Consider the following 11,896-nt stretch of genomic DNA (forward strand, 5'->3'; position numbering starts at 1 on the left):
AGGCGCTGGAACTTCTGCGGATCGCGCAGAAACTCCACCACCTCCTGCAGATCCTCCTTGGCCTCGTCAATGCCCGCCACCTCGTCAAAGGTGACCGGAGTTCCGGGCTGCAGCAACTTGGCCTTGGACTTGCCGATGGACATCAGGCCTCCGCCACCCTGCTGGCCCATGGCCCTTCGGGACAGCCAAACGACGATCCCGATCATTAGCGCAAAGGGCAGCAGCGACAGCAGCAGGCTGCCAAGCAAGCCAGGCTGCGGCGGCGGCTCGGCCTTGATCACGACACCCTTCTGCTGCAGCTGGGCAATGAGGCCAGCGCCTTGCGGGACGTAGGTGGTCACTCGCGCGCCTGTCGAGCGCTCGGCGATGACCTCCTGCCCCTGAATGGTGACCGAGCGGATCTCTCCCTGGTCGACCGCCGCGATGAAAGCCGAGTAGGGGAGCTGCTCAGACTGAGGTGCTGACGTGCTCTGGAGATAGAGCACCGACAGCAGAGTCATGACCGCGGCCACAATCGCCATGTTGCGTAAGTTGGGCGCGGTGTTGGGGTTGTTCATCTCTGTGCTTTCTGAACGACGGTGTCCTGATCGAGATAGAAGGCTCGGAGCCAAGCCGGATCCGCATGCTGGACAGCATCAGCCCTGGAGGGGCCTTGCCACCGGATGGACCTGGTCGATGTGCCTGCGCAGCAAGGCCATGTTGCGCAGGTTCGAGCGGAAGAAGACGTCCCCTACCCAGCCCACAACAGGGACCGCGCTGATCACGAAGTCGACACCGACGTTGCCGGCCATGCGCAGGAGTGTCGGCATCGGGACGCCGAGGCGGCGCGCCTCCCAGATCAGATAGGCCGACATGCCCTTGGAGGTGAGCGTTCCAACCCCCGGGATCAGGTTCAGGAGCGCGTCGGCGCCGAAGCGAATATTGGTTCCCGGCACGCGGATGGCGCTGTCGAGAAAGGGCGCGAGAGTATCGAGCCTCGCTCGTGTCTCGCCAGCGCGAAGGGAGGTGTTGGCGAGGGGGAATGCATAAGACGTCACAGTCGTCTCCCAGATGCGGAGCACGCCTTGAGGCGCTCCTCAGGTGAGAGAGTCCGACATCACAGCCTTGGGAAGACTGCCAGAGGGGCCCGGACCCCGATACTCACAAGATGGGGATCAGGCCGCTCGGGTTCAAGTCCGGGCCCAGCCCGCCTCCCGCTGCCTGATCCGGAAGCAGGGGTTGAGCAAAGGCTTCCGTTACGCCTTGGCAATGCGATAGGCGCTGCTGAGGATGTCGAACACGTCCATGAGCCGCGCCACGTAGGGATCGTGAGCCACGAATTCGGCATCCTCGTGCTCGGCATTCCACTGCTTCTCGACGGCATCGATGAGCCGGTGCAGCCGGCGATGATGAAGGCCAAGCCCTTTCTGAACAGGATCCGCGACGATGCCCACGAAAGCCGACGCGATGGATGTGGCGGCCAGCAGACCTCCGGTCACGCCGCCAACCAGCACGGGGGAGACGGCTGCGGGGAAGAGGCCGTACCACAGGCCTCCGGCCCCGGCCCCGAGTGGGAACGAGGCCACGGCCGCATTGTTGGCCAGGGCAGCGGCCAGCGCAGGGCCGAGTGACATCACGCCCGGCGTCACCTGATGCATGGTGACCGCGCCGGCTCCGATCGTCATCAGCGAGGTTGCGATCTCCGCGGCTGCGGCTCGCGTTCCTGCATAGGTCTCCAGGGTCTCCTCGAGACGTTCTCGGAACGCAGCATCGTCCCCTTTCCTCCCGATCATCCCCAGCGCCTCGTGCAGTCGCTCCTGAAGCTCCGGGGCGGACAGGATGGTGTCCGCCAGGGCATCCCGGTGGGACACGCGATCATCCTGCCTGAACGGCAGCTGGAGGAACTCGGTGATGATGAGCCACTCGATCTCGTTCCCGACGTCAGTGTCGAACACCAGCTTGCGTGATCCGAGGTACTCCGACGCCCTGGCGGCGCCAACCGCCTTCGCTCCGGCTGCCGCAAGCTTCGCTGCAAGCTGGGGAACGGCAAGGGCGATGTTGGCAGGAGCCTTCAGCATGTCCCATCCAACGGCCTTGCGGTGTATGGAAAGGGAGCCGGAGAACGAGAAGTGGCGGTCGACGAACGCGTCGACCATCTCCCGGCGGCTCTCGAAGTAGCGGCGTGCGCCCTCTGCGACGAGGCGAGTGGCATCCTCGCGTGTGAGCAGGGCGTCGATCCCTGATTGGTTTTCTGGTGCTTCCGCCATGGCTCCGATCACCGTGCTCCCGTGGCCACGAGATAGTGTGGCCGGTCCGGCATTGCCAGAAGCGGCGCAGAGCTTCGCCTGCAGCCGGCCCTTCAGATGCTGAGCGCGATCGCTCGGGGCAGATCTCTGGTCAGCCTGGGGCGAGAGCAGGCCTCATCACGCGGAGTCCGGCGTGTCGCGCCAACTCCTCACGCGGGGCGGGCTAATGTTTACGGGCTTGCACCAAGTAAACGGGTATCGTCGTCTCTCCGAGAGCCTTGCAGGCTTCCAGGCGATGCAAACCTTCGACCAGGACAAAACGGCTTCCATCCGGCCGCACGAGGATGGGCGCCTCCTGGCCTTTTGCCAGCATGCTTTCGGCAAGGGCCTCAACCTTCTGCGGATCGAGGGTTTGACGCCGTTGGACAGGCACATAGACATCTTGGATCGCAACGATCTGCTTTTTCATCATCTCGGCTGCTCCTGGCCTGAGGCTCGTGTCTATGGATGCGATGCTTCGAACATGCTCCGTGCGGTCCAAGCCATCGCAACAAGCAATCCGGCATGGAGGTTGCGTGATGGCTGCGGTGGCGGACGAAGCACACGCGGCGTGGTCTTTCTAGCTCTGCGCCTGCGAGGCAGGTGAGCCCCCTGGTTTGGCGGCAATCCAGATGGTGTGTCGTGCGCCGCCGCGTGTTCCATTGGCGCGCGCACCTACTTCATCCACGCGAAAACCCACCTTGCGCAGGCGCTGGGTGAAAGCTCTATTCGGTGCCGATGACCACACGGCCAAGACGCCGCCGGGTGTCAGCGCCGTTCGGGCGGAGCTTAGTCCGGGCAAATCGTAGAGACTGTCATTGGCCTTGCGTGTCAGGCCTTCGGGACCGTTGTCGACGTCGAGCAGAATGGCGTCGTAGGCAGACCGGCTGGATCCAATCAAGCGCCCGACGTCTCCTTCGAAGATGCTGACGCGCGGATCCTTGAGGCTATCGCCGAACACCTCGGCCATCGGACCTCGCGCCCATGCCACAACGGCGGGGAGGAGTTCAGCCACGGTAACCTGAGCCTCAGAGCCGAACTCGGCAAGCGCGGCGCGAAGGGTAAAACCCATCCCCAACCCACCGATAAGGATCCGTGGCCGCTCGCGGCCCTGGAGTCTCAGGCAAGACAGTTTGGCAAGCGCCTCCTCGGAACCACTCAGGCGGCTGTTCATCAGTTCGTTGCTGCCCAGCATGATGGAGAACTCGGCACCACGCTTCTTGAGGCGCAGTTCGCCTCCGTCACCGGGGATTTTAGCCGTGTCGAGTAAGACCCAGGGGATCATGGATGGCTCTTCGGACAGTATTGCTGGTTTTGCCCAGGACCAAGCACAGGAGAGTGCATCCGTCAGGAAGGAACGACGGTTGATGCGCGCTCATGAGCGCGTTCGGCCAATGCGTCGCGCAGGGCCGTTCGCAGGGGCCATGCGCGAAGTCCCTATCGCTTGCCGCCGGATGGTTTCGCAGGCGTGGTGCCTTTGCCCTGATTGGCGAAGGGTGAGGTCGGGACTGCCTCTTTCGGCTTTTCCTTCTTCGGCTTCTTTGCCTCACGGTTGCCGCGTTGTTCGCCTCTGGCCATGGCTGGTCTCCGTTGTTCGTCAGTTTGTGGGTAGGATCATCTCAGTCATGGGCCGACTTGTCGAGCAGATGGTCGAAGTCGGCCAGCACCCGGTCGATGAGCTTGCGGCGGCGCAGATCGCTTGCATCCAGGCTTCGCGCGAACAGGCCAAGCAGATAGCGTGCCTTCTCGACCGCCTCGTGCCAATCGGCGGCGGGTGCGGCCGCCAGCAGATCCTCGAGAGCGACCTGTCTTGCGCGCAGTGCTTCCTGATCGGACTCGACCTCGGATCGCAGACGTCGAAGGTCGGTTGCCTTCTGGGCTGCCATGCCGCGATGAGCATCGAGATTGGTCGGTTGATCGGCCATAATCTGTTCCTCCGTGTCCGTCACCTGCGCATCTTCCGGTGGGTCGACCACCTAAGCGCGCTCGTTCAGCAGGCGCATGAGCGTCTTGGCCAGGCGCTCATTCTGTCCAACGGGCTCAGGCATCACGCCGTGCCATTGGTGTGCTCGAAGTGCCCAGCCGATGTCCGAGAGGCTGCCGAGCGGCTCATGGGGCCATGCGGGCTCGCCCGTGGGCGTCAGGATCATAAACTGCCGTGAGGCTTTCATGCCCACACGGGCGACGTACAGGATCTCGTCACCCCGTCGAAGCAGGGCGACCGGTTCGTAGATCTGGGATCCGTGGAAGAAAGCCTCGCCGCTGGTCAAATCTCGGATGCCCGGGCTGCGATCTCGCTTTCCCGCACGGCGCGCTCGCCGAAGCCGGATGATTTGATGCGGTACGAGACTTCACCGGTCTGATCGGCTGGCATGAGTCGCGTCACCTCATAGATGCCGCTTGCGCTTGCCCGCTTATCCGAGATGCGCGGATGAATGATGCGGACCAGCTGGTGAACGTTGTACTTGTGGGACATGTATTTCTCCTGAAGCTCACTCGCCATTGCGCAGGGTGCGGCGGGTAACCGAGACCGGATGTCTGCCTGTGCAAAGAAAAAGCCGCTCCACGCGGGAGCGGCTTCTAAGATCTAGCGGCACAGGTCTGAATCCCGCGCCATCATCGCCGATTACGCCGTCTCGATGTTGTTGACGGCGACCTTGCCGGAGCGGCGGTCTTCAGCCGTGTCGAAGGCAACCTTCTGGCCTTCGACGAGGCCGCGCATGCCGGCGCGCTCGAGAGCGGTGGCGTGGACGAACACGTCCTTGCTGCCGTCGGTGGGCTGGATGAAGCCGAAGCCCTTCATGTCGTTGTAGAACTTTACGGTGCCGGTAATCATGGGGGTAGCCTTTCGCGATGGTCGCAGATGCACGGGAGCCAAGGCGCGTCAAAACGCGGCCTCAACTCGGTTCGTCGATGTAATGGTAAGAAAGTCCGAACGTGCGCCTGGAAAGACCAAAAGCGAAACGACCCGATTGTCCGGCCAAAATCCGATAAACATCATATAAGCTCTTTCTCAGACGATAACAAGTGTTGTGTGTCTTCCCTCTTGATTTAGGCAAATCTTGCTTGTTTCCGATGCGGTCCAACAGCAGGACTGTGCTTGGCAGGGCTCGGCGGCTTTATTATTTGCCCGGACATTCCATGCACATTCAGCCATTGGCGTATGGCTGAGCATCGGCAGGATCGACGAGGCTGCTCGGTGGGTCCTACGGGTAGGCGCGACAGGAATCCGCGTAACCTGAATTTGTGGATCAGGAAGGTCGGCTCGCGGCACGGGAATCGCTGACGGACTGGAATCATGGGCGACAGGGTCGGGAATGCAGGCCATTTCCGGTGTTCACCACCAGTACCCATCCTAGGTCGTCCGGCACGCGATCTGGCTCTACAGGCGGTTCACGCTCAGCTGCCGAGATGTCGGGGAAGTCTTGGCCGAATTCGGATTCGGCCTTCCGTATGACACCATCCGTCGGTGGGTGCTCACATTCGGGTCCACCCTTGCCAGGAATCTGGGTCGACTGCATCCCGGACCAACCGAGACCTGGCACTTGGAGAAGGTGGTGGTCTCGAACCAGGGCCAACGAGCATAGCTACAGCGAGAGGTCGATGGTGGGGGCGCGATCCCGGACATCCTGATTCAATCCAGGCGGAGCGCGCCATGCCTACTCACTCCGCAGCTTACGACACCCTCAACCTCTAGCGTCATCTGATCTCCCGCCGTAGGCTTCGGCTATTGAGGGCCGATGCAGCCCAGCAATGGCATCTGGCGACAGCCGCCTGAGCCACATGCCGATCAGGTTCTCTGCGGTCGCATCCAGGTTCCTGTGCCGCGCAAGCGGCGCTGGCGTCTTGCGAAACTCGGAGATGCCGGTTTTGGGGTGTTTGCGCGGACGTTTCATCGCGAGGGCCGCCCTTGTGTACCAAACGGGCGTCCGAAACCTGAAGTTAGCGTAAATCCAGCATGGAGGGCTGGTGCTGCCAGAGAGGATCGAACTCGCTGACAGCGTACGAAAACCAAAGCAAAACAAGGCTTTTGGCTGCCTTTACTGCAAATTTGTGTACCACTCGTGTGGGCCATCTGTCCAGGATTTTAGTGGGATTGAAGGTCACCAAGTTGAGCTCAGTGGCTCCTAGAGATGAGTTGTCCGCAATCCGATAAAGTGACCAATAGGGCGCGAGTTGCCCATCTGCTGCTGCGCCAATGGCTTAGCGTTCATGTAGAGCCCTCACTCAAGCGCGAAGGCTCCATATGCCGACATGTGCGCTCGCTATTATAGTTTGAGCTGCCCTGGTCCCTCTAGCTCCATGCCGTGTTCCCGCAGCAGAGCGGTAAGCTGTTCGATCATCGTGGCCTGCTCTTCTATCCGCTTTTGGTCCTGAGCCTGAGCTACTAGCGCCCGCTCGAGTTCCGCCTCCAGTCTTTGGAGTGGCTCCTGCAAACGTAGCGTCGCATCCCTCAGGAACACTCGTGTGCGGTTCTCAAACTCCTGCTCCAGCGCGGCCCTACGATTTGCCTCCGCTAACCTACTCGCGCTTGTCAGCTTGGCCTCTGCACGGTCCAGCCTGCGCCGGCGCGGGCCCAGCCGCTCGTGTCCATATCGGGCGCTTACCTCAGTATGGAAACGATCCTGTAAATCCTTCATGGCCGCGATGTACGCACGTCGTTGCTCTCGCTTGCTCGCCCCCTTTTCCAATAAGAGCAATGCCTTGCGCCCGGCATGGATTTTTTCCCACTGCAAGCGGTGGTCGGGCCCAAGCTCTGGCACAGCGAAGGCATGTAGGTGGGGGAATCGCTCGTCCGTGTGCTCGACGACGCTCTTGAGCGCTGTGCCATACTCAGCCTCAAGCCAACGGAGGGTGTCAGCTCGCCAGGAGCGATAGCATGTCATCGCGTCATGATAGGCTTGCAGCGCCTCCCATTCAACCGGATAGCTGATCACAGTGGCCAAAAGGGCCGCACCGTCTTGGCGCAGGCGTCGGCCCGCCGCATCGCGTGCCTTGTGGGATCTTTTAATCGCAATCTCGCCGGCCTCAATCGGCCCCAGCCCATATAGGACGTTCGGGGGTTGCGGGTGCTTGACATGTGAGCATGCACCAGGCATGCGCGCGGCCTCCGCGGTGATGCCCGAGATGCATTCGTGGGCCTTGGCCCGTTTCTTGGGGTTTCGCCCATACACAGCTTGGTGTGCGAATTGACAGTCTTTCGTCATCAGAGCCCTCCGGTTCCGATGACCCATTCTGCGGAGACGATTGAAACCTACACGAGTTATTTTTAGCGGGTACCGGTTCGGCGGCTTGCCGGCTCTTCCTAGTAGTCCCTAGGATGTCCCTACGATGAGGATTAATCAGGAGCAGTGATAGTTGGCCCACCTACAATCAGGCTGGCAGCCAACACCGAAGCCTTCGTCTGACAAGACCCTTCATCGCGCAGTGCTCGACAACAATTTCGACCAGATAGTACAGGATTCAGCAACCGGGAGCTCTTACGTGGGTCGGATATGGTGGCTGTGATAGCCGGTGAGCTTCGAAAAGCAATTTCCGAGGATTAAGTGAGCTGAAATGGAACCTAAAGGCAGCAATGTTGCAGATTTGATGTTGCATATGTAACGCTTTGCCGGAGATCTCAAACGGATTCCCGGGCAATACAAACGTCGTAACGCCGAACACAAACATTTTTCCGGCCAGCGCAAACGGATTATTGGCCAACGCAAACGAAAGCCCCCGAGTTACAATAGGTCCACTGTAGCTCGTGCCACGTACAAGGAGCATGGGGCTTGAGCCCTCCCAGGCCCGCTAGCGCATCCCTACCGTAATCGCCTCCAAAATGACCGCAGCAGACCTAACAACAGCGCCGCAGAGCCGGGAAGGGGCGGCCGAGACGCTGGGGAGGGCTTCCGCCAGGTGCTGGAGGAGGCGCTCGTTATCGCCCACAAGGGTCTGGATCGGCTGATCCTCGCCCGTGAGCTGATGAGTCGGGTCACGGCCAAGACCCGCTCCAACTCGAAGCTGCCGGGGCTGGTCGAGCTGTTCCTCTCCCGCCGGCTGTGACGGTGCCGCTCGGGGCCAAGCTGCTCAAGATCACGCCCAAGGCCGTCGCTCTGATGCTGGCGCAGCTCGACGGCGCCCTGCCAAGGGAGCTCACCGGCCGAACCCGCTACAGCGCCTGGGGCATCGTGTAGGGCTCATCCACTCGCCGAACTCGACGAGACTAATCGAGCCCCACGGTCTTGGGCGCGCTGGTCTCAACCTCCAGAACCGTTGGCACTTCGGCTTCAAGCTCTTTGAGAGCCAACTCCTGCCAGTAGCGGAACTCGGTGGTGTCCTTGCCAACCTGCTCCTCGGCCGTAATCGCCTCCCAGCCAGGGCCCTGGTCATCGGCAAGCTGCCGGGCGCGTGCCGTGATCTCCTCCTCCGTAAACCGCGGCGTGGGCATCGGGGACCTCCTTATTCGTGAACAGCGAGCAGGATCGTGCCAACCGAGTGTGACAGGACGGTGGTGAGCACGATCCCGATCGGGCATTCCTCAAAGGTCACCGTCAGGAAGGACCACGCTTTGAGAGGGCCTCGAAGCCGCCTCTCAGCTGCTGGATGCGCTCCTGATAGGCTTTGCTCAAGCAGGCTCGGTCGGCGCCACAGGCGGCACGCCGCTTGAGCCAGGCCGCCTGCTCGTCCTCCATGTCACTGCGGGCACCCATCCCAAGCAATGGCTTGAGCTGCAGGTAGAGAACGGCCAGCTCGACATCCTCATCGTTCAGCTGCCGATCGGCACACACAGCCTTCTCGTCAGCAGCCTCGGCTTTGGAGCAGTCGGAACTGGCAGCCGCGGCAGGCTGCCACGCCACAGTCGTCAGCAGGGCAGCAAGACCTGTGAGGCGGAGAGCGTTCCTGATCATGGGATCATCCTCGAGAACCTGACTGCTGAGCAAACCCCTCCAGCCGTCTGAGGCTCCCGATCATGGGGAGCTGTTGGGAAGCAGGGTTAACAGGGGGTAAGGGCTTGGGTCATGACTGAGACGATCCGAAGCCGGAGTTCGCGGGGCAGGTCTCTGCCGGTTTGGCCTATGGTACCCGCTCAGCACAGCCTCCCTGTTATTCAGTGGGCCGGCCGCCTCACGGGGATTGCTGCTGATCTCAGATCGAGAGCGACGCACGCTCCCGCCGGCCATGATGCCGACGGACAGCGGGTCAAAGCTGGTCAGGCGGCTGTAGTCACCTCCTGCACCATTCCCGCCCGCCAGCCCGGTGCCGATCGGATCCATCCCGGTGATCTCGACCCGCGTGTTATCAACCCCTTCCAGCATCACGAGATCGAACAGGATGCTCGCGTGCCTGGGCGCTAGCCGCACGCAGCCATGCGAGGCCGGTGTGCCGAGGTAGGATATGGCCCGGCTACCATGGATAGCGTGGCCCGCATCGGTGAAGAAGATCGAGTGCGGCATAGGTGCGTTGTCCCATTCCCGTGAGTAGTGCACCCTGGCCAGCCGTGACGGCGAGAAGGTGCCGACCGGCGTGGAGTAGTCAGCTGTGCCCGTCGACACGGGCCAGAGTAGCGCTGCTGCCCGTCGACGGACACGGTCATGCGCTGGGCGGTCTTGTCGACCACGATCGAAGCTTCAGCCGCCGCAGGACCAGCCAAGACGCCGCCGCCGAGCAGTGCAATCACGGATGAGAGGGCTCCGCGCATCCTTCAGCCTCCAGCGTTGTTCAGGTCCGGGTTAGGACACTGCACAGGGATGACGGCCAGGAACGGCTAAGGTTCCCACAGCCTGGAGGTTAAACTCTTGGGCCGGCAGACATTCACATCCCATCAGGGTTCCTTGGGCTGCACCCGCGCCTCCGTCTCGACGATCACATTGGGCGGTATCGGCTTGGATCCGGTCTCAACGAGATCCTGCAAGTCACCCTGCGCTACGGCCTTTGCCGTCCTCGTCGGAGTTGACCTCTGAACGCTGTAGGTCGGCGGCTCCTGCTCGATCTGACCAGTAGCCGTTCTCTCGTCTCGGACTTCAGAGACAGTCTCAGGGGGAACGAGGCCAAGGCTCACGGCATGCTCGGCCATCGCCACGCTGTCGGCCGCCAGCACCAGGCTGCTGCCTGCGCCGGCCACCACCTTGGCGAGATACTCAATCTCTCTGATCCTCTCAGGATCCCGGGAGACATTCCGGATGTACACCGCCAGTACCCGGCCGGGATGCTCCTCGACAATCTGACGGTAGATCTCGGGATCGTGCTGCCCGCTGTCGCCGATGAGAATGAAGGGCAGGTCACTGTAGAGCGCCAGCATGTTGTGGATCAGCTCGCGCTTGTGGTCCGCGGCCTTGCGCGGCAGCGGACTTGTCCAGGAGACACCCCATTCGCGCAGGAACAGGATTGGGCCAACTGGGATGCCGTGCCGATCGAAGAACTCCTCCAGCACCTCGTAGATGCCCCAGGGCGCTCGAGAGACATAGAGCATGGGGTTCTGCTGGTCGCCGGAAGTGCCGGCGTGCAAGGCTTGGTACAAGGCCCCGACCCCAGGAAACGCGACCCGGCTCTGCGCGTCTTCGACGAACAGGCGCCAGAGCATCCTGAGCTTGTTGGCGACCCCAGTGTGCATGACCGTGTCATCGATGTCGCTGATGACCACATATCGGCAACTCTCCGGTGGGATGAAGATCTGAGCTTGCGCCTGAACCGTCTGGGGCTGCGGCAGGGACAGATCCATGGTGTGCCACGAACGGTCGAGTGGTGGCGGCAGGGCAGGGGAGAGATGGACCCGAAAATAGCCGTCCTTGTCGGTGGTGACGGGTTCCTCCGCTCCATAGAACCGGGCTGTTACGACGGCATTCGGTACCTTGCGGCGGGTAATGCGCCGACCGATATCGCGCAGGTTCGTCAGAAGGGCTCCTCGGCCGGTCTCAAAGTGTGGGCGTGATTGCCGGAATACCCGACCGATCAGGAAGACCTCATCGCGGGATCCATATCCGCGGTAGGGGTGGATGACCACGCCTCTTTCGCCCTGCGCCTCCTGCACGGGCCGGGCAGCGATGCCCAGCAGCCCGATCAGTGTGCCCCGCCACTTCCTCATTGCGCCGGTGAGGCTCATCGCATCCACCCCGTATGCTTGTCTGGTCTTCCAATGAGGTGGGTCGTGGAAAGGATCCTTGGAGGATTGTTCTGTTAAGCTAGGGGATTCTTGTCTCAGTTGCGGTAGGTGAGACCTGGCCCACTCGGAGAGCCAAAGAGCCTCTGACTTTTAATCAGAGGGTCCTGGGTTCGAGTCCCAGCGCGCTCACCAACAATATCAAAGGGTTACCGGCATCTGCCCTTTGAGCGATTTTCTCCCAGGTAGCCAATAGGTAGCCAGACGTTTCAGACAGGCGGGGCTCGAGCACGTCCTAGGTCAAAGCAACCTCTGAGCTGGAAGGCCGAGGTGAGTCGGTCCGCGCCTGCGTTCCGTCCACTTCGGCTAGGTCTGTGGATCTGCGGCGGAACCACCGATGATGATGCCTGAAAGGTCCGGTCTCTCGCCGTGAGCAGACCTTCACCTGGCACTCCTGAACTTCCCAGTTTGACCCGAAGGAGACTTTCCGGCTCGGCAGCAGGGTGTAAAGCAGCAGAGTCATTCGAACGGATCGCTGCATCGGCGAGTTCAG

The 11,896-nt window shown here is 61.7% G+C and carries 17 protein-coding genes and 1 tRNA gene; 3 read left to right on the forward strand and 15 right to left on the reverse strand.

Features of this window, described 5'->3' with window-relative positions; translation table 11 throughout:
* The 11 genes from AC0QTX_RS26165 to AC0QTX_RS26215 form a co-directional block, all read right to left on the reverse strand.
* Positions 1-557 (reverse strand): ATP-dependent metallopeptidase FtsH/Yme1/Tma family protein (locus tag AC0QTX_RS26165; RefSeq protein WP_474606721.1); only part of this gene is annotated, 557 nt, incomplete at its 3' end.
* A 78-nt stretch (positions 558-635) separates the two neighbouring features.
* Positions 636-1,037, reverse strand: a complete 402-nt coding sequence (locus tag AC0QTX_RS26170) for a DUF4112 domain-containing protein (protein ID WP_474606722.1) — start codon at positions 1,035-1,037, stop codon at positions 636-638.
* A 198-nt stretch (positions 1,038-1,235) separates the two neighbouring features.
* On the reverse strand, positions 1,236-2,246 hold the full coding sequence (locus tag AC0QTX_RS26175) for a DUF6635 family protein (RefSeq protein WP_474606723.1): 1,011 nt from the start codon (positions 2,244-2,246) through the stop codon (positions 1,236-1,238).
* A gap of 202 nt (positions 2,247-2,448) precedes the next feature.
* Positions 2,449-2,697, reverse strand: a complete 249-nt coding sequence (locus tag AC0QTX_RS26180; protein WP_474606724.1) for a ParB N-terminal domain-containing protein — start codon at positions 2,695-2,697, stop codon at positions 2,449-2,451.
* A gap of 147 nt (positions 2,698-2,844) precedes the next feature.
* Positions 2,845-3,549, reverse strand: coding sequence for a hypothetical protein (locus AC0QTX_RS26185; RefSeq protein WP_474606725.1), 705 nt, complete (start codon positions 3,547-3,549; stop codon positions 2,845-2,847).
* Positions 3,550-3,701: 152 nt separating this feature from the next.
* Positions 3,702-3,842 (reverse strand): hypothetical protein, encoded by a 141-nt coding sequence (locus tag AC0QTX_RS26190; RefSeq protein WP_474606726.1) that lies wholly within the window; start codon positions 3,840-3,842, stop codon positions 3,702-3,704.
* Positions 3,843-3,883: 41 nt separating this feature from the next.
* Positions 3,884-4,189, reverse strand: a complete 306-nt coding sequence (locus tag AC0QTX_RS26195; RefSeq protein WP_474606727.1) for a hypothetical protein — start codon at positions 4,187-4,189, stop codon at positions 3,884-3,886.
* Between the two features lie 51 nt (positions 4,190-4,240).
* On the reverse strand, positions 4,241-4,534 hold the full coding sequence (locus AC0QTX_RS26200; protein ID WP_474606728.1) for a hypothetical protein: 294 nt from the start codon (positions 4,532-4,534) through the stop codon (positions 4,241-4,243).
* The gene (locus AC0QTX_RS26205) at positions 4,531-4,740 is read right to left on the reverse strand and encodes a hypothetical protein (protein ID WP_474606729.1); all 210 of its coding nucleotides are present in this window, start codon (positions 4,738-4,740) and stop codon (positions 4,531-4,533) included. Before AC0QTX_RS26205 ends, AC0QTX_RS26200 begins: the two co-directional genes overlap by 4 nt.
* Positions 4,741-4,890: 150 nt before the next feature.
* Positions 4,891-5,100 (reverse strand): cold-shock protein, encoded by a 210-nt coding sequence (locus AC0QTX_RS26210; protein WP_474606730.1) that lies wholly within the window; start codon positions 5,098-5,100, stop codon positions 4,891-4,893.
* A gap of 1,432 nt (positions 5,101-6,532) precedes the next feature.
* Complete coding sequence (locus AC0QTX_RS26215) at positions 6,533-7,471, reverse strand: plasmid recombination protein (protein WP_474606731.1); 939 nt, start codon at positions 7,469-7,471, stop codon at positions 6,533-6,535.
* Positions 7,472-8,162: 691 nt separating this feature from the next.
* On the opposite strand from AC0QTX_RS26215, the gene AC0QTX_RS26220 reads away from it, so the two are divergent.
* Positions 8,163-8,309 carry a hypothetical protein gene (locus tag AC0QTX_RS26220; RefSeq protein ID WP_474606732.1) on the forward strand — a complete coding sequence of 49 codons (147 nt, stop codon included), beginning with the start codon at positions 8,163-8,165 and terminating at the stop codon, positions 8,307-8,309.
* A 2-nt stretch (positions 8,310-8,311) separates the two neighbouring features.
* Positions 8,312-8,440 carry a helix-turn-helix domain-containing protein gene (locus tag AC0QTX_RS26225; protein WP_474606733.1) on the forward strand — a complete coding sequence of 43 codons (129 nt, stop codon included), beginning with the start codon at positions 8,312-8,314 and terminating at the stop codon, positions 8,438-8,440.
* 29 nt (positions 8,441-8,469) lie between these two features.
* On the opposite strand, the gene AC0QTX_RS26230 is transcribed toward AC0QTX_RS26225, so the two are convergent.
* The 4 genes from AC0QTX_RS26230 to AC0QTX_RS26245 all read right to left on the reverse strand — a co-directional run bounded on the left by AC0QTX_RS26230 (position 8,470) and on the right by AC0QTX_RS26245 (position 11,328).
* Positions 8,470-8,694, reverse strand: coding sequence for a hypothetical protein (locus AC0QTX_RS26230; RefSeq protein ID WP_474606734.1), 225 nt, complete (start codon positions 8,692-8,694; stop codon positions 8,470-8,472).
* 103 nt (positions 8,695-8,797) lie between these two features.
* Entirely contained in the window at positions 8,798-9,154 is a 357-nt protein-coding gene (locus AC0QTX_RS26235; protein ID WP_474606735.1) for a lysozyme inhibitor LprI family protein, read from the reverse strand.
* Between the two features lie 60 nt (positions 9,155-9,214).
* A complete protein-coding gene (locus AC0QTX_RS26240; RefSeq protein ID WP_474606736.1) occupies positions 9,215-9,799 on the reverse strand; it encodes a L,D-transpeptidase in 585 nt (194 codons plus the stop codon).
* Positions 9,800-10,068: 269 nt separating this feature from the next.
* The gene (locus tag AC0QTX_RS26245) at positions 10,069-11,328 is read right to left on the reverse strand and encodes an App1 family protein (RefSeq protein ID WP_474606737.1); all 1,260 of its coding nucleotides are present in this window, start codon (positions 11,326-11,328) and stop codon (positions 10,069-10,071) included.
* Positions 11,329-11,456: 128 nt separating this feature from the next.
* Here AC0QTX_RS26245 and AC0QTX_RS26250 point away from each other — a divergent pair.
* Positions 11,457-11,538, forward strand: a tRNA-Lys gene (locus AC0QTX_RS26250).
* Positions 11,539-11,896 lie beyond the last annotated feature (358 nt).

It is taken from the genome of Microvirga sp. jy35 (assembly GCF_056148915.1).